Source organism: Pseudoalteromonas sp. T1lg48 (assembly GCF_002964785.1).
GTDB lineage: Bacteria > Pseudomonadota > Gammaproteobacteria > Enterobacterales > Alteromonadaceae > Pseudoalteromonas.
This window is the reverse complement of record NZ_PQCC01000003.1, coordinates 64,850-83,226: the sequence shown is the minus strand read 5'-3', so window position 1 is coordinate 83,226 and position 18,377 is coordinate 64,850. Positions and strand designations below refer to the sequence as shown.

Genomic DNA, 18,377 nt, shown 5'->3' with positions numbered 1-18,377 from the left:
GTTTATAGCAACTTTCGTCTAACTATGGCTGGCGCCAAGAGAATTAGCAACCAAAAGAGACTACCGGATGAGGAGTTGTTTTCGACCTCAACATTGACCCTGGCCGTCGTCGCGAATTCGCCATCGCTGACGGTGACTTCAAACACCAAAGTGGTATCTCGCTCTACGTCCGGTGTTTCAAGCGTAAGTTGGGCACCCGAAGTATTCGCTGCCATCGCTGCAGGTCCTTGTAATTGTTGCCAAACAATTTCAAGTTGGTCCCCATCTGGGTCGCTGCTGGCGGTCGCATCCAGGGTAAAGCTTTGTCCTTCTTTAACGCTTAGCGTCGAGTTAGATACGGTCGCTACCGGCGCATGGTTAGGGTTTTGCTGCACCAAGTTACCAGAGAGCTTGTCGCCTTTAGAGTTGCTCAAGGTAAACGTATGAACGAACTCTCCCTCAAGAGGCTGTGCCAGGACGGGGCTCAGGATCAGCGCCAGTGGCTCAGTTGTATTTGCCGGCTGTGTGGCGTTGACTAATAGGGTGTTACCCTCAACACGTACATGTTCGCTTTCTGAACTGGCAATAAAGCCTGGCGCCAGGGCGATATTGGCGGTGTAACTTACGTCTTCATCAAGGGGGTTAGGTGCGAGTGTGAGCGTCAGCTCTGTTGGCACACCCGTACTGATGTCTGTATTGGCCGCGGTTAAGGTCATGGCACTTGAAAGTTGGTTAACAATCACGCTGGTCGTGCCGTGAGATACCGACATGCCCGTGTATTGGTCTTGTTCGAACACTTCGATGCTGCCGTAATAATTGGTGTTAGCGTCGAGTTGTTTGTCCCACAAGATGGTGAAGGGCATCTTTTCAAAGGCACTGCTATTGGTTGCCGGTAAGACATTCATCGACACCCAGTTTTCCGGTGTGCTGCGCACTACGTCGATGGCGATAAGGTCTTCTTCGGCACCCGAGCCTTCATAGTTCCATGCCATTACCCAGTATTGGCCTGGGGCATCGCCGCTTAGGGTACACTGCTCACCCACATTGCGTGTGCTTGCGGCCACACAGACGCGTTCCACCGCTTGTGGTAGACCATCACCATTGGTGTCTAAGCCAACAAACAGGTCGGCATCCGTTGCTTGCGAGCGACCAATAATAATGTCCAGCGGCGCACCCTCAGCAACATCTAACATGAAAAACGCGGCGCCCTTGTCGAAGCTGTCGAACGGCGTGTTGTTATCATCCGCTGAAATTTTCAGCTCAGTCGTTTGCCCCTTGATAAGTGGGCTATGGGTGATAAAGATTTGCTCGGGGCGACGGAAAGCATAGTCTTTGATATCGAACCCGGCGTTTTGCCAGTAATATTCTTGCGACACCGTACTTGGCACATGTGCGACCAAGGGTTTAATGCGCAAAGGCAAGGTTAACGAGGGCTGTGTAACAACATCCGAGGTTATCTGCACATTGCCATCGATCCATTCGTCAGCGGCCCATTCACTGAATGTGGCGGCAATTGTCACCGTCACTTGCTCGCCGGCACTCAAGGTGACTTCGGCTGGGGTAAAGGTCATCTCGCTGATGTAGTAGTTGTAACCCTTTTGACTAAAGCGATAGGTGCCCGCTTGAGTCGCGGTGAAGGTTCGCTCCCAGGTACAGGTACCGGGACAGTTGCTGTCGATTAGATAAGGGACGTTAAGTGCCTTCACATCGCCTTGCAGAGCCGGATTGGCCGCCATGAACTCTTCGGTGCTGACCGCCATGATTAAGCCTGCGTTGGCTGCTTTATCGACGCGGATCATACCGGCACCGCGATCCCAGAGGTCTGCGGATTGACCATCCTCGGCGCGGGTCATTTGACTGTTTGCCGTCATCATCAAGGCAGACTGTATCTGCGCGGGTGTCCAACTCGGGTTGATTTGTCTGAGAAGGGCGGCAGCGCCAGCAACATGAGGCGAAGCCATCGACGTCCCTGACAAGAAGTTGTAGTCGCTGGGCGTCGGGTTTGCGTTGAACGGCTGTTCGTCGGCGTAGGCGCCGTAAATATCGGTTCCCGGAGCGGCCAGATGTGGCGAGAGCAACTCAGGAAGAAAGCTGGTAGGTCCGCGAGAAGAGCTGATATTGACGATGTTGCCCTGGTCGCTTTTTCTCGTAGCAGCACCGGCATTGATGCTGATCACGGGCGCTGACTCGGAGCGAGCCCAGGCCAGTAATTCTTCACCCTGAGACTGGGTAATTTGCATACCTGCGATAGGGTATGGAATTGAATATTGCTCTGTGTTGCTGCCGTCGACGTTACGGATCACCACGCCCACACCACCGAGTTGAGCAATACGATCAACTTTGTCATAAAGGCTGATGCCACCGCGATCGCAGAGCACAATTTTGCCTTCTAGTTCGGGGTAGTCGCGCCAGGTAAAGAAATTACACTCCTTGCGAAAGCTATCAACATCACCGGCATACACCAGCTCGGCACTCACGGCTTCGCTAAAGCCACCCAGGCCTTTGATATCGGTGAAAGACACGGTTACACCGGGACCCGCACTCAGGGTTTTTTCCACAACTCGGTCATGACTGGCATTGGCAACCTGCGTTGTCCATGGCGCCAGGTGACCGACTGTGTTGCTTCCCGGACCTGAGTTACCAGCGGATAAAGAAACAAAAACACCCGCCTCGGTGGCCGATAGAAACGCCAGGTCTAACGCCGAGTTCCAAGGTTGAGGACCTTCAACGCTGGGGCCAATAGACATGTTGATAACGTCGACGCCCGCATTAATGGCATCTTCCACCGCTTTCACCATGGCGCCCATGTCACACCCGGAAACCGGTAAACAGACTTGGAATGAGACAATATTGGCGTGTGGAGCGACCCCGGATATCTGTGCGAAGTTGGTGCCCGCAAGGGGAGTGCCATCACTTTCTGGCGTGTTGCCTGGTTTGTGAACCGGCACATTGGTAAGCACATTTCCCGCTGCGGTAGAGGCAACGTGGCTACCATGGCCATTGTAGTCTTCGCCCACATGAGGGCGAACGTCACCAAAGCTATCTGTGATGCTGGCGTAGCTGAACACCCCGATCAACTTGTCGTTACAAAGACTTTTATTTTCTACACAGTCACCAAGGTAGTTGCCGCTGCCCAGCGGGTTGGTGTGTGTATAACCGTCACCGCCGGTGGCCTGGAATGAAGGGTGGTCGGTGTTTACGCCCGAGTCGATAATACCGACAATCACGCCCTCGCCCTTGGCGCCGATGGCCTGCATCGTTTCACCATTCCAAATAGGCTTGGCACCAATAAATTCCGGGCCTACATCGGTTTGCATTTCATAGCTGATTTGGCGTTCTACCTTCAACACGTTCGGTAGGCTGAGCAGCTTTTCGGCCTGCTTCTCGGTCAGCTCCATAGACACGCCATTAAAGACGGTGTCGTAGCTGTAAAGGATCTCTTTCTTTTCACCCAACAGGCTTTGCGCCTCTTGATGAAAGGCCTGCTGCTGGCTTTTTACCTGCGCTTTAAATTGTTGAGCAAACTGAGTCTGAGTATCGAGCTTGCCTTTAAACGAAGGTTCACTCTGAGCCGCAAATGCCAGGGGCTGTCCACGTAAGTGCACAAAATAACGATTGGTTGCGCCCTCGTGGTCCTTGTTTAGGACCGTGTTGACCTTATCTTCAAAAGAAAAGGGTTTGCTGAATAGGGCCTGTGGGCCTGATGCACTGGCCATGCAGCTCATAGCCATGCTGATGGCGATTAATGACTTCTTCATAATAATTCTCTTCACTTGTTACTTGGCGTGGCGTGGACGACGGAATAAGCAGGCACCGAATAGAGCCAGCAGGCTCATGCCAAAGGAGCCACCCGATTTGTTGTTGGTTACATTGACGTCCACCTGGTGGGTCGCAGATTCACCATGGGCATCGGTGACGGTCACCGCCAAGGTGGCTACCTCGTCGCTATCAACAAAAGGAGCACTGCCCTGAGTGGTAAGCGACTGGTTGTTGCTGAGCGTGATGCTTGGGCCGCTAACTTGCTGCCATTCAATGTTAACTGGGCCTTTAGCGCCGCTGAGCGCCAGATCTATGTTGAAGTGGTTGCCTTCTTCCACATTCACGCTGCGGGTACCAGATAAGCTGGGCTGTTTATCGTTCTCGATAATCAGGGTGATGTTTTTGGTGGTGACCGTATCGCCGTCGTCGACGACCAAGGCGAAGGTCAGACTGGTTTCTTCTTTAACCACCGGGCTGGTGAATTTAAGCTCCATCGCCGCCGGATCAAAATCGACCTCGGGACCGCTGGTTTGCAACCATTCGATATCCAAAGACGCATTGTCGGGATCGGTTACTTCCGCAGACACCACTACCATTTCATCTTCGCCGGCCTGAACCTGCTCCGGGAGCGCGATAGTTGGCGCATCATTGATTGCGGCAATGTTGAGTGTGTAGGTCATGCTGGTTGAACGGCTGCTGTCGTTTTTATCGGCAAGCGTGACCACAAACGGCAGTTGCCCTGAAAATTCCGGGGCGGGGGTGATGCTCAGATTAAGCGTATTTGCGCTCACTTGTGCACTGAACTGGGTGTCGTCTTCTGTGTTTACGCTGGCAACCGTGACGCTATATTCGCTTTGAAGCTCGTCCACAAAGGGGATGCTAAACGCAAACGCTTCATCTTCATTGGTGTGCAGCGGGGTTTCGGGCCATGCCAAACGCAGACCTGATTCAGTGCCAACCTCGCCGTCCTGGCGAATACTTTGTACTTGCACCGGGGCGTCGCTCGCGAACGAAACACGCAGGCTGGCAATGGTTTCGCCAAAGGGAGAATGGGCAATACTGTGACCATTGATCACACCCTGGACATCGGCAATGACTTGATTATTGAACACCTGGCCATCTTGGCTAAAGTCAACGCGGTAGAGGTTTTCGGTTTGCGAGGTGTAGTCTTCCGATTTGGAGTAAACCCAGGAAAAAGTATCGTTATAGCGACTCAAATAACCTGCTGAATAATAACCAGAATCTTGCTCGTCGCCATACAGGATAGGCGCTAACGACACCGGCTCGGAACCAAGAGTAAGGGTACCATCATGACCCACATGTTGCATAAACAGACCATAGTTACCGAAGTTGGTGCGCGAAAGCTGTGCCGCCCAGGTCACCACATAGCCCTCATCGGTGGCAACAATGGATGGGTGCGCGACAGTATCGAATAAAAAGTCATCACCATGAGACAAACGCAAACCCGAGTTGGGGAACTGCAATTTGCCGTTGGCATCGATATGTTGATAGAGAATGTTACTGTTAAATTCCGTTGGGTGAGACCAGGCCAGGGTGACACCGCCCATGCCATCTGCGACTAATGAGGCTGCGCCAAAAGAGCGGGGGGGCAGTTTGATATCACCAAACATAATGGGCTGTGGCGACTCTCCCCACAGCGGCTTACCATCAAAATCATATTTTTGGATAAACAGAGAGTTGGCGCCATCGCTCTCGCGGACTCCGGTGAATAAAACAACAAGGCCATCTTTTACCGGCGTAAATGAGGAGAAGCGTGTTGAGCCCATTTGCTCCGCCGTGCTCCAAAGCTCGTTGCCTTGCTTGTCGAGCATGCCAACCGCCACTTTGGCTGAACGAGACATGGTGTCGTAATCAAGTGCATAGAAGAGCTTGTCACCAGCGCTTGTGAGGTGCACAGGTAAAGTGCGTCCTGCATCTTCGGGAGCGGGTATGAATGGTGTCTCCCAGCCCGGCGTGCCATCCGCATTGGTTTTAAAAATCATGGTGCCATAGGGGTACACCTTTAAATCTTCAATGCCAGTGTAGATAGCCCCTTCGTCATCTAACATCATTGACCAGGTCAGGATGAATGACTGTTGGCGCTCATAGAGGGTTTTTGCTCCCTGCTCCCAGGCGAAATCGCCGTTGCGGTCCAGCTTATTGATTAGAAAATCGTAGCCGGTTGTTGGATCGGAGTAACCAATAACGATATTACCCTGATGATCAACCAGTGTTTGGTGTGATGCGGCACCTTCAGTGGCTGTCACAAAAGAGGAAGTATCACTCCCCCATTTTGCTAACACTGGTGGTGTCATGCTCATGCTAACAGCGAGCGCTGTTGCCGATAGAAGAAACCTCATAGATACTCCTGTTAATGACTTGTTGTATTGAGAACTGAGTGATTATTCATCAGCACAGGAGCGGATGTAATCGATCAAAGGTCCCAAATCATCTGGGAAATAAGTCCTATAAGGCGTTAATGTGCTGTGACCAGGGAGTAGAATTAGAAAGGGGTAATGTTGTTTTTTCGTAACTTAATATCTTGTTAAGTAGAGCAAAAATAAGTGATGTGTGAGGAAGAAGATGGCCACAAAGGCAGTTAATTGCGGAGAGCTTGGGTAAAGGGACTCGGTGCGGCTTGGGCGGCGGATCAGGTAAGCCAGTACGCTGGCCTCGACGGCCGCCACCAGTACCACGGCATAGCTTGGGGCCGCTGAAAACATCATCATATACAGGCCGATGCTCATGCCTAGGGCCGCCAGCCATTTGGCCTTGGTTGGGACCACCCTATGCTGGCGCCAAGCCGATAGAATGGGTCCGAACCTGGGGTGCTCAAGCAACCAGGCTTCAAGGCGCGGGGAGGAGTGAGTAAAGCAGGCCAGGGCGGCGATAAAAAAGATGGTGGTCGGCATCACGGGCAGGGCAATGCCCACTATGCCCAGGCCGACAAAACCTAAGCCTAGCGCTTGCAAGGCAAGGTTCTTGTAGCGTTTTAGATGCCGACTAAGGGCAGTTATCAGGCTCACCACACAATTCCACAACCCCTGTTAGGGGCAGTGTACTAAAGCCTGGTTAAGGCCGCTATGGCTTTTTTCTAGCGATGATCAAGCCCAGCACTGGTTGACGGTTGATTTAGCAAAAAGGGCCTCGCGGCCCTTTTTTAGAAGTAATATCCGATGTTGATATTAAAGCGACGCTCGGTTTCGTCACTGTCGCCGGCGATGGAGCCACCAACAAACGGCTGGTTCTTCGCATGCACCAGATCGAAATAGGTGAACAAGCCGCCTGCGGCCACCGAGAAGCCGGTGACATTCATCCAGGTATCGGCACTGTTATCCGATTTGTCGTAGATGATGCCGTAGTCGTTGTAAAACTGCAGTCCGGTTACCGCGCCCCATTTTACTGGCAGGCTGTAGGCAATGTTGGCATTGGTCATGGTTGCCTCGGCAGCGATGCTGTCGTAGAAGGAGTATGCGCCTACCGCCATGCGATCGACATTATCGATATCATAGTTATATTCACCATGCTGCAACTGGAAATTCCAGCGGCCCAGGGTGCTATTTAGGTGAACCGCCCAGGCATAGTAATCGCCCACACGGTCGTTTCCATCGTGCAGGTCGCCGCGCAAGCCAGACACCCCTAGCTCGGTTTTGCCACCCTTGTGGTCAAGGTGGTAGCCATAGCGACCGGAGAAGGTATTGTACTCGCCAATGGGGTTGGTTGGTTCGGCATAGATGCCGTCATCGGCGCTTCGAAAACCAACGACATCGTAGGAGTAGCGATCGCTGCGGTTATCGACATAGCCGTCGACGCCGCCGAGTTCATCGTTTTTGAAAAAGCCGAGATCGAGCTGCCAATTGTCGGCAATTTTGCGCTTAAACAGCAGGCCAAGGTCGTGATCGTCCTCCAGGCCCACGTAATAGGTGGTGCCGAAGAAATAGTTGTGCGAGTTATAAGGCCAGTTACCGAAAGGTACCTTAGTGATACCCGCTTGCACCTGCCAGTCGTCGGCAAAATCATAACCCACATAGGCATATTTTACCGCGGTCATATAGTCGAAGAAGCGGATCTCGGCATTGAGCTCCACGTCACCAATGTCGCCGGCGAAGTTAATGCGGAATATATCGAAATCGAAGTCGCCGCCACGGTTTTTATTATCGTCGTCGTAGGAGGTGTGGCTATAGTTGGTGCGAACAGCTCCGCCTACGCGGATGCCATCTTTCTTCTCTTCGCCGTGTTGCGCTGCGCTCTGCTCAAGCTGCTGCTCCTGCTGGGCGATGCGCCGCGTGATTTGTTGTTGCTCTTGTTCTTGCTGCTTGGATTTGCGTTCTGCCGCTTCGAGCTTTTGCTGCAACTGTTGCATTTGCTGTTGCATTTGCTCAAGTTGCTTTTTCATGGCCTCCAATTCAGGGTTGGCCAGTGCCGAGCCGGATATCAGGGCTAAGCTTACCGCCAATGCTGTGCTGTTGAAATTAATCATAATAACCTTTTGTTGTGGCCCGTTCCCCTAGCCTAGACTAAGTTTCGAGTTTTTACGAAGGTAGGCCCGGATTCGAGGCCTCTAGCAGTTTAGCGACCGAGTTTTTCAACCGAGTTTTTCAACCGTGAAAAACGGGTGGCCGTGGCTATGCGTCTCATCGAGCCCAAAGATGATTAATTAGTGTAGCAAAAGCAGAAGCTTAGGTTAATGGGGGATTACTCGCCCTTGTTGCTCTCTGGGTGCTTGGTAATAGCGCCTACCTCAAGCAGAGGAGAAGCATCCAGGTTGTCGGCATCCATCATGGCGGCGATGCGTTGCATGGACGATAGCAGCAGGGTTTGTTCCCATTCGGCAAGGTTGCTGAATTTGTCTATAAAGTGCTCTTGCAGTGGCTGCGGCGCCTTGTTTAGCAGTGCCGTTCCCTGTTCGGTAAGATAGAGACTGACGCGGCGCTTGTCGAGCTGACTGCGTACCCGGTTAACCAGATCGCGGCTTTCCAGGCGGTCGAGAATGTTGGTAACCGTGGCCGGACTGAGATTCACGTTTTGCGCGATGCGGCTTGCGGTAATACCGTCGGTTTGAGCCACCTCATTCATGATCAGCAACTGGGGGCCGGTTAATCCCGAGGTTTTATTCAGCTGTTTGGAATGCAGATCGATAGCGCGAATAACCTTGCGTAGGGCAATTAACAACTCATCATACTTTTGCATTTCCAATCTCCAACATGTAACCCCGCCATTATACCCGTAAAAAGCGCCTCGAGCACCCTCTGCGCACAAACGGGTTCGACTAAGCGGAAGTCGTTGCAGAGTTGCTGTGGTGATGACAGGGTGATGAATTATTTTGCCCATATGTTTATTTAGTGCAGGACTTTGGGTAAGGTGAATCAGCTCCGCTTTATCGTTAAGGATTGAATAATGCAGCTTTCATCGAGTGTTTCTATTAACCATTGTGATTCCGGTCTTGAGTATTTGCAGGTGGACTCGCCTTTGTGCCAGGCGCGCATCTTTCTGCAAGGCGCACAGCTTACCCAGTACACTCCTGCATGCGGTAAAGCGCTCATTTGGGTATCCGCAGAAGAAGATTTTCAACCAGGCAAGAGCATGCGTGGCGGTATTCCCATTTGTTGGCCCTGGTTTGGGGTGCATCAACATCCGGACTGGCCGATACATGGCGTTGCCCGGGTGTTGCTGTGGCGAGCCGAAGAAGTGCAGGAAACCCAAGACGAGATACGCATCAGCCTGTCCTTGCCCATGACTCAGGTCGACAGCGAGTTCTGGCCCCATAAAACCAAGTTAAAGGTTGAATACGTGCTCACCGCCAAGCAGCTTGAGGTGCGTCTAACCAATACCAATCTAGATGATCATGTTATCCAGCTAACTCAGGCGCTACATACTTACTTTCCGACACCGGATATTACTCAAACCGAGGTCGATGGTTTGCAAGGAGCGCAATATATTGAGTTTGGCGAAGGGCCTTTTGAGCAACAAGAGGTGGTGCGTTTTGGTCGCGAAACCGACATGGTATACAGCGGTGCCGCTGCGCTGCAGCGTATTCGCACTCCCGATGGCACCATAGAGGTCGAGCGGAACAATTCACATTCTTGTGTGCTGTGGAATCCTTGGGTAGAAAAATCCAAACGTTTATCTAACTTCGCCGATGATGAATATCACCGCATGCTTTGCCTGGAAGCGGCCAATGTATTGGACGATAAGGTGGAGCTGGCGCCGGGTGAAAGCCACACCCTAAGCACCCTGATACGCTGGGGTTAAGCTCAGCGCTATTTAAAGCCTTGGCCCGGCTACCGCTATAGGTGGCCTGGCTATGCCTAAGGCTCGGTATTTCCTTTGTACGAAAATATTTACAGCGGCCCCTAGACCGTCTGCCCCTTCATGCTTGCCAACAATTCACGCAAATATACAATGCGCGCCTCCTTTAAAATCGTTAAAAATCATATATTTACAAGTTGAAACTTGGCATTAACCCTGATTTTTAATAGTTAACTTTTTAATTACTAAAAGAGGTTGCCTTGACTCAGTACTTAGCCCTGCTTGCGTCCTTGATTCTGGCTTTTAGCTTTTTGCCGATGCTAAATAAAATCCGTAGAAATCGGAGTGTGTCCGGGGTTTCTCTGCTGATGATGAGCTTTGGGGTGGCACAGAGCATTTATTTTATCGCTTTTAACCTCTTTTTTGAGCGCTATTACATGGTACTGCCATTTGTCGTAACAGGGCTGCTCAGTGCGCTTATCCTCTACTATTTTATCCGGTATAACGCCAGTGCCAGCCAGCGTCGACGCCTGTTAATTTTATTGACCGGTACCTTGTTACCCTTTGTCCTGCTGCTCAGCGCGCAGATTGATGCCGGTGAGTTGCTCAATGCCTTAACCTTTGTGGCGCTGCTGATGAGTTCTATTCGCGTTATGCCGCAAACCTACAAAACCATACGCAGTGGCGATGTGTCTAATCTCAGTGCCCGTTACTTTATTCTACAGTTTATTGCCGGCGCGTTTGGTCTGCTGGCGGAGCTGGCCATGACCACGCCGAGTGTGGCGCATGTGCTGAATTTTGTGATGATCCTCTTAACCAATGCGGCGCAGCTGGCGTGTATTCAATATTATCGCCAACGCCCGGCCATGGCCTAGGGGAAAATAGATCATAAAAAAGGCCACATGATGTGGCCTTTTTTGTTTCTGAGTTCGCAAGCTTAAACGGTTAATGCCTTGTCGATAAGCAGGTCGATATACTGCTTATTGGCCTTGGCCGCTGCGCTGGCACCCCAGGCAACATTTTGGTCGCGGATATGCTGCAGCTGCGATAATGCCGCCGCCTTGGCTAGGTTGTCATAGCCACTTGGCTTCTTCACGCCGGCGATGGTAATCAAGCGGTTGACGTATTCCACCTGCAGGTTATGGCTTAGGCTGCTGGCTTCCTTGGCGTCAACAAAAATAGCCGCGGTTAGATCCTGCATCATGGTGCTTAAATCGTACTCGTTACCGTATAGGCTGGAGTCCGAAATACGCTGCAACACATTCTTATGCAGTAGCTGATTAAGAACCCCTTGCTGCATGGTCAGTATCATCGCATGCGCTTTTGGATCTTCATTCTTACCATAGTGATTAAAGCCACGGCGCTGTTGCTGCAAGTAGTTGTACAGCGGCTGCATGTCTTTAAGCACATCTGGGGCAAAGACCTTATCGGCCAACACCTGCATGGCTTCCTTTTGACGTGCTAGCGGCACCGGTGTAAATGGTGCCTTGGCGTTATCGCTGCTAACCACGTTACGTTCGACGTAAATACCGCCGATTTGGCGAGAAATAATCTCGGCCTGCCTTCTATACTGACCGGCAAGGATATTCGCCGATACCACTAACTGCTGGTAGCTCTCCCCCTCGACCAGGGCTTTGGTTTTAAGCTCGGCCAGCAGGCTTTCCACCAGTGCCATACGGTCCGCGCCATAGGCGACAGGGTTAGACGAGAGGTCGCCAATCATAACGCGGGGATCGATATGGCGGCCCGGGGCACGCATATCGTCGGCGTCATTACCAAAGGCCAGTTGATGTTCTCCCGAGCGCGAAAGAATTTGCTCTAGCCGTGCCTGCTCGGCCTTGGCATCTTCCAGGGCCTGGCTATAGCCGAATTCAATGGCCCAATCATCATAAGGTCCAGGCTTGGTTTGGAAAAAGTCGCCTTGCTCCATACCCTTTGGCGCTATGTTGGCAGGAGCGTAGTCCATCACCGAGCCGGTGACTATGCCCTGAGTCAGGCTCTTATCATGCACCTGCTTTTCATCCCATAAGATGGATGATTTCATATTGTGGTTCAGGCCCAAGGTGTGGCCGACCTCATGTAACACCAACTGGGTGAGGCCCTGGCGCAGGATTTCTTTGTCGCTAATGTCGGCACCGCTTGCCAGGGTGCTGGCCAGGATCATGTTTTGCTGCAGCTCATGGCCAAGCGAACAGTTGAGCTCCTGACCGTTGGCTGGGTTATTGGCGAGATAGGTAGCTTCAAGGCTGGCGGCACCCTGCGAATACAGGGTGTCGTAAATCCAACGGTTTTTCATAAACACGTATTCAAGCATGATGTCTGAGCCGAGGATTTGACCTGTGAGTGGGCTGGCTAAGGCCGGGCCATAACCGCCGAATGGTGGGCGAGGTGAAGAGGTCCAGCGTAATACGTTGTAGTTGATATCACCGGCATCCCAATCGGCATCGTCTGGCTGTACCTTCACAACTAGGGCATTCTTAAAGCCGGCTTTTTCGAATGAACTGTTCCAGGCCAGTACGCCTTCTTTGATGGTTTCGCGCCACTCTACCGGAGTGGTATTTTCAATCCACCAGACGATGGGCTCAACCGGCTCGGATAGCTCGGCACTCGGATCTTTCTTTACTAGATTCCAACGCTTTATCACGTCTTTATAAGGCGCCCAATCCGCCGAGGTCATGTCATCGAACTGGTTACTGAAGTAGCCGATACGCGCATCGTCGTAACGCGGCTGATAATTGTTCTCTGGCAAGGCCACAAAGGAATGTTGCACCTTGATGGAAACCGAGCGCGGATCGCTAATGGCTTCTGAGCCACGCACGCTGGGGTTGGCGTTGTTAAATACGTAGTCGACGACGATATCGATATTATTGGGGTAAGGACGATGTTTAATAATGCGTGATTTTTTGTCGTCCAGCTTGCCCAGTTTAAAGCGCTTCTTGGCGTCTTTGTCATCCGGGTTGCTCCACGGCGATACCTTGTGCAGCGCTTCGCTTAGGAATAACTGGTCTACTTTAAAAGCGATTTGACCATTTTCTTCCACTTCAATCGGCAGACTGGCGAGCACGGCTTCGCTGATATTGGCTTCAGCAGCGCGAGCAATGGCGCTGTCGGCGTTAAACTGATAACGCGGGGTCTCGCTAACTATGTCGATGCGGTCAAAGTAGCGACGAAATTCAATCAGTTTGGTTTCACGGTAGGCACCACGGAAGTGTCCGGCATCGGTCACACCATCAACGGTATGTGCGAAGTAAACATAGGGTTTGTTAAGTTGCGCTTCGGTGATCACCATCAGGTTGTCGCCGCTTTTCGGGTCTTGATAAAAGTCGAATACGCCATCGTAAAGGATATGCTCGGCGGTGGTTTGCGCCAGTGTTTTAGTTTTTTCTTTTTCTTTTTTGTCTTTGGCCAAGGAGGCCTGGCTGCCTAGCGCGAGACTAAGGGCCAGCGTAAGAGTAGAAAGTTTCATTGGGTTCCCTGATGTTGCTTGTTGTTAGCAAATCAGTTTACTGAAACTGGCCGTTGAAAAAACCGCGAGCTGTTGAGAACCCGCCCGGACATCGTTATTTTATATTTAATGCATTGATAAATTTGAGTTTTTACTTTGTAACAAAGTATGGCAAAAGATGCTTTATCGCATTCCATGTGCTTGGTTCGGGGTTGAAAGTCTGGCCTTGATGCGTGTTGGGTGCTGATCCGGAAGGTAATGCACCGCGTATTCTCATAAAAAAACCGATTAATCAATTACAAAGCAACTGATGTTGGCTGTTGCTAAAATTAATACTTGCTTACAAATGAGACATTACTAAAAAGCAGCAGATTGTTAATATATGCTGAATATAAATTTATCAAGGTGATCGGCCATGCATCAGGCATTAAAAAAATCATTAGTCGCACTCGCAGTCGTTGTGGTCACGGTGGCCGCCGCGGGCGGTATCATGGCATCGGCAAAGAAGCCGGATGAAACCAAGCAGGTTGATACCCGACCCATAGTCGAGGTGAAAACCCTGGCCGCCAGCGATCACCAGGTGTTATTGACCAGCTATGGTGAAGTACGCCCGCTCGAACACACCCTGTTGGCCGCGCAGGTCAGCGGCGAAGTGGTGAGTTGGAACGAGGGCTTTGTTGCCGGTGGCATTGTCGCCCGCGGCGAGCTGTTGTTCACCATAGAAAAGGACAACTATGAAGCGGCGGTGTTGCAGGCCGAAGCCGAGGTTGCCCGAGCACAGGCCGCATTGATTGAAGAGCAGGCACAGCAACGGGTGGCTGAGGATGAAGCCGCTCGCACCCCAAGTGTTAAGCGTTCGGCCTTATTCCTGCGAGAGCCTCAGGTGCTGAGTGCTCAGGCAGCACTGAAGTCTGCACAAGCCGCATTAAAACGGGCGCAGCGAGATTTGGCTAACTGCGAAGTTCGCGCTCCCTATGATGCCCTGGTGATCTCCCGCGATGTTGGTCAGGGTCAGTATGTCAGTCCCGGCAGCAAGGTGGCGGAGCTTAATAATATTGAAACGGCGGAGATCATCCTCCCCATCGCCGGCTTTGACAGTGCCTTCTTACCGCCGCGCGTTGGCGGCATAACGGCGACCATTACTCAGGAGGGGCTCGGCGGTTACAGCCGCAGTGCCGTGATCGACCGTGATTTGGGGATAGTTGACAGTGCCACGCGCATGAGCAATCTGGTGGTGCGTATAGACGACCCCTATGCCATCCACACGCAGCAACCTAAGGTAAAATTCGGCAGCTATGTGCAGGTGCAATTTCCTGGGCAAACCCTGCGAGAAATTTTCCGCTTACCGCAGGAGTTAGTTAACAATAAAACCGTGTGGGTGGTGAATAACGAAAACTTGTTGCAGCCACGCCAGGTCACCGTAGTGCGTGAAGAAGATGAATTCTTCCTGATCAGTGAAGGCTTGGAAAACAGCGATCGCATTGTGCTGACCTTGCCGGAATATCCGCAGCAGGGCATGGAAGTACGTATCGCCGGGCAGGTGAGCACCAGCCCAAGCAACGATCAGCTGTAGGAGGTAGCCATGCAAACGCCAAAGCAAAACGGCATTATCGCCTACTTCGCCAATAATTCGGTGGCGGCCAACCTGATGATGGTGTTTATCATCATTATGGGCATCGTCAGTTATTTCACCATTCAGCGGCAGATGTTCCCGAATATCGAAATTAATTACATCAATGTGACCGCCAACTACCCAGGTGCTTCGCCGCAGGAAATAGAAGAAAGCATACTGATCAAAATCGAAGAGTCACTAAAAGATGTGACCGAGATAGAGAAGGGCGTTTATCGCGCGTTTCGTAACTCCGGGCGCGCCTCGTTGGAGATAGATCCGGATGCCGAGCTCAGCGACGTGCTGGATAAGGTGAAACTGCGGGTCGACGGTATCGCCACCTTCCCGGCGGGCATGGAGCCGGTCACCATTAGCCAGGTAGAGTTCCGTCAGGACGTTATCGGCATGTCTTTGGTGGCCGACCTGCCACTCACCGAGCTTAAGCCCATCGCCAATGAAATAGAGGATGAGCTGCTACAACTGGGCAATGTGTCCCTAGTACAAAACGATGTGCCGCTGGACGAAATTGCCATTGAAATCAAACCAGATACTCTGCGCCGTTATAACCTGACCTTGGGCGAGGTGGTCAATGCGGTGCGCCGTTACTCGGCCAACTTTTCCGCCGGCCAGTTGCGCACCGATGCGGGCATCATTTCCGTGCGGGTTGAGGCACAATCATACTCCGGCGAGGAGTTTCGCAATATCCCGGTGAAGATAGGTGCAAATGGTGCCAAGGTGCTGTTACAGGATGTGGCACACATCAAGGATGGTTTTGTCGAAGGCGAGCGCTACTTTAAGTTTAACGGTAAAAATGCCATCTACCTGAGCGTTAAGGCGACCAAAGAGCAGAACATGATCCCCGTAGCGGAGTCGGTTAAGGCCTATATCGACCAAAAGAATAAAACCTTGCCCGCCGGGGTCACCATCGAGCCGCTTATGGACATGACCTACTACCTGAATGCGCGCCTCGATATGATGCTAAAAAACCTGTTTCAGGGTGCCATCTTGGTAGCCTTGATGCTCACCTTGTTTTTGCGTTTTAAGCTGGCGCTGTGGGTGATGATTGGTCTACCTGTGTGTTTCTTAGGGGCACTGATGACCATGCCGATCTTTGGCATCAGCATTAATATTGTCTCCTTGTTCGCCTTTATTATGGTGCTGGGGATTGTTGTTGATGACGCCATTGTGATAGGTGAGAGCGCCTACTCAGAGATCGAGAAAAAAGGCGGCGGCGTCGAGAGTGTGGTGCGCGGCGCGCAGCGCGTGGCCACCCCGGCAACCTTTGGGGTATTAACCACCATGGCGGTGTTTGCGCCCTTTACCTTATCGAGTGGACCGGAGCGGGCATTTTTCTTCGGCATCGCCGTGGTGGTGATGGCGTGCCTGGCCTTTAGTTTGATCGAGTCAAAACTGATATTACCGGCGCATATCGCCCATACCCGTTTTGGCCCCATCAGTTCCAGCGGCTTTCGTGCCCGCTTTAATGATAAATTTTTCGGCTTTGTAAATGGCCCTTATCGCCGCTGTGTGGAGAAAAGCATAGAGTGGCGCTATGTGGTCTTGCTTGGATTTTTAGGCATGTTGATCCTGAGCTTTACGCTGATCGGTAGCAATCATATTCGCGTGATGCCGGCCCCTAAAGTGCCCCATGACTTCCCGCAAATCAGGGTAGAAATGAACGACAATGCGTCGGACATCCAGACCATCACCGCGATTCAGAAAATCGAGCGCATGGTGCTTGATGTGGATAAGCAAATAGAACAGGAATTTGGTCAAAAAATGGTGCGCAGCCTCTTGGTATTCAACCAGGGCCGTACCGAAGCACAAGTATTGGCGCCCTTGGTTGATGAGGATCTACGCCCATTCGATGCCTTTGAGTTGTCGCGACGCTGGCGCGAAGCCATGCCGGAAATTGCCGGGGTGAAGTCTTTAACCATTTATGATGACGTTAATGGTAACCCAGGTGGTGATGGCGAATTCGGTTATCTGCTATATGGCTCGGATATTGAGACCCTCAATGCCGCCGGTCGCCAGTTTATTAATATGCTGCAGCAGCAACAGGGGCTGTTCGATATCAGCTCCACCATAGACCCGGCCAGTAAAGAGGTGCAAATGAGTCTTAAGCCGGTGGCCTATGATCTTGGTTTGGACCTGCAAAATATTGCCAGCCAGGTCGGCGCCAGCTTCTACGGTGGTGAGGCGCAGCGAGTGATCCGCGACGGTGAAGAGGTGCGGGTGATGGTCCGTTATCCCAAGTTAACCCGTGAAGCCTTTGCCTCCCTTAAGCATGCAGTGGTGATGACTCCGGCGGGGCAGGAAGTACTGCTTGGTGATGTGGTTGAGCTGCAGGAGCGCCCGGGGATCAGTTACATTCGTCGCGAGGGGGGTTATCGCACCGTCTACATCTATGGCAGCATAGATGAAGAAAGGGTGGAGCCCACCGAGGTGGTTAAACGCATTAAAGAGGACCTGTTACCACAATTACAAGAGCAGTTCCCTTCGGTTAAAACCGAATTGGGTGGCTCCATTGAAGAGCAGCAGGCCCAGGCCAATGAACAAATTCTTTTCTTTATCGCCGGGATGATCATTGTTTATATCCTCTTGGCGGTGCCGCTTAAGAGCTATAGCCAGCCTCTGATCGTGATGTCGGTGATCCCTTTCAGCTTACCGGTGCTCTGTGGGGTCACTTCTGGTTTGGCCTGGACTTGAGTACCATGTCGTTTTTCGGCTTAATCGCCGCCGCCGGGGTGGTGATCAACGACTCCTTGGTAATGACCGATTATGTGAACCAGGCTCGCCGCGAAGGCTATACGGTAAGACAGGCCGTGGTCGAAGGCGGTTGTGCGCGTTTTCGCGCTATTACACTGACCTCGATTACCACTTTTGCCGGCGTGTTGCCGATCATGTTTGAGACCAGCTTGCAGGCCAAATTTGTGATCCCCATGGCGGTGGCCCTGGGCTTTGCGGTGATGTATGCCACCTTGCTCACACTTATTTTGGTGCCCTGCTTATATGTGATTCTCGGCGATATTCGTGCCGCGTTCCGCTGGGTTTGGCAGCGTATCATCGGCAGGGTGCCGCGTAGGCGTGAGGTTAAAGCGTAATAAATTGAGAAAGTTACCCGCTTTCAGTTAGCGTTAAGATTCGTACTTCTATGCTTTGATAGTCTTGGGTGTACTTTTATGCGGCTTACATGCTTTGCATCTTTGTTGGGCATAGGTCGTAACAAAAAAGTACACGCAAGTGACTTTGCTAGATATGAACTTTAAAGGTCAGCACCTTCTAGTTCGAAAGTATGGTATTGAGTGGCAGTTTACCCTAATTAGTTGCTATCTT

At 51.7% G+C, this 18,377-nt stretch carries 8 protein-coding genes and 2 pseudogenes; 4 read left to right on the top strand and 6 right to left on the bottom strand.

Annotated elements, in window-relative coordinates; translation table 11 throughout:
* Positions 1–2 precede the first annotated feature (2 nt).
* The 5 genes and pseudogenes from C2M29_RS16820 to C2M29_RS04955 all read right to left on the bottom strand — a co-directional run bounded on the left by C2M29_RS16820 (position 3) and on the right by C2M29_RS04955 (position 8,928).
* Positions 3–3,737, bottom strand: coding sequence for a S8 family peptidase (locus C2M29_RS16820; RefSeq protein WP_105188701.1), 3,735 nt, complete (start codon positions 3,735–3,737; stop codon positions 3–5).
* Between the two features lie 18 nt (positions 3,738–3,755).
* Entirely contained in the window at positions 3,756–6,005 is a 2,250-nt protein-coding gene (locus C2M29_RS04970) for a hypothetical protein (protein WP_105188700.1), read from the bottom strand.
* Positions 6,006–6,374: 369 nt separating this feature from the next.
* A pseudogene (locus tag C2M29_RS04965) lies at positions 6,375–6,755 on the bottom strand (YbaN family protein); the annotation flags it as partial.
* A gap of 143 nt (positions 6,756–6,898) precedes the next feature.
* A complete protein-coding gene (locus C2M29_RS04960) occupies positions 6,899–8,218 on the bottom strand; it encodes a porin (protein WP_105188699.1) in 1,320 nt (439 codons plus the stop codon).
* Positions 8,219–8,433: 215 nt separating this feature from the next.
* Positions 8,434–8,928 (bottom strand): MarR family winged helix-turn-helix transcriptional regulator, encoded by a 495-nt coding sequence (locus tag C2M29_RS04955; protein WP_105188698.1) that lies wholly within the window; start codon positions 8,926–8,928, stop codon positions 8,434–8,436.
* A 207-nt stretch (positions 8,929–9,135) separates the two neighbouring features.
* On the opposite strand from C2M29_RS04955, the gene C2M29_RS04950 reads away from it, so the two are divergent.
* Both C2M29_RS04950 and C2M29_RS04945 read left to right on the top strand, forming a co-directional pair.
* A complete protein-coding gene (locus C2M29_RS04950) occupies positions 9,136–9,990 on the top strand; it encodes a D-hexose-6-phosphate mutarotase (protein WP_105188697.1) in 855 nt (284 codons plus the stop codon).
* Positions 9,991–10,247: 257 nt separating this feature from the next.
* Complete coding sequence (locus C2M29_RS04945; protein ID WP_105188696.1) at positions 10,248–10,862, top strand: PQ-loop domain-containing transporter; 615 nt, start codon at positions 10,248–10,250, stop codon at positions 10,860–10,862.
* 62 nt (positions 10,863–10,924) lie between these two features.
* Here C2M29_RS04945 and C2M29_RS04940 read toward each other — a convergent pair whose 3' ends face one another.
* Complete coding sequence (locus C2M29_RS04940) at positions 10,925–13,453, bottom strand: zinc-dependent metalloprotease (protein ID WP_105188695.1); 2,529 nt, start codon at positions 13,451–13,453, stop codon at positions 10,925–10,927.
* A 394-nt stretch (positions 13,454–13,847) separates the two neighbouring features.
* Between C2M29_RS04940 and C2M29_RS04935 the strand changes: the two genes are divergently transcribed.
* Together C2M29_RS04935 and C2M29_RS04930 are read left to right on the top strand one after the other, a co-directional pair.
* Positions 13,848–15,005, top strand: coding sequence for an efflux RND transporter periplasmic adaptor subunit (locus C2M29_RS04935; RefSeq protein ID WP_105188694.1), 1,158 nt, complete (start codon positions 13,848–13,850; stop codon positions 15,003–15,005).
* A gap of 9 nt (positions 15,006–15,014) precedes the next feature.
* Positions 15,015–18,145 (top strand): annotated as a pseudogene (locus C2M29_RS04930) (efflux RND transporter permease subunit).
* The last annotated feature ends 232 nt before the right edge of the window (positions 18,146–18,377 follow it).

Bases quoted from the DNA above. Each gene is read 5' to 3' on its own strand.
- C2M29_RS16820 (WP_105188701.1), bottom strand. From the start codon at position 3,737: ATGAAGAAGTCATTAATCGCCATCAGCATGGCTATGAGCTGCATGGCC.
- C2M29_RS04960 (WP_105188699.1), bottom strand. From the start codon at position 8,218: ATGATTAATTTCAACAGCACAGCATTGGCGGTAAGCTTAGCCCTGATA.
- C2M29_RS04955 (WP_105188698.1), bottom strand. From the start codon at position 8,928: ATGCAAAAGTATGATGAGTTGTTAATTGCCCTACGCAAGGTTATTCGC.
- C2M29_RS04950 (WP_105188697.1), top strand. From the start codon at position 9,136: ATGCAGCTTTCATCGAGTGTTTCTATTAACCATTGTGATTCCGGTCTT.
- C2M29_RS04940 (WP_105188695.1), bottom strand. From the start codon at position 13,453: ATGAAACTTTCTACTCTTACGCTGGCCCTTAGTCTCGCGCTAGGCAGC.
- C2M29_RS04935 (WP_105188694.1), top strand. From the start codon at position 13,848: ATGCATCAGGCATTAAAAAAATCATTAGTCGCACTCGCAGTCGTTGTG.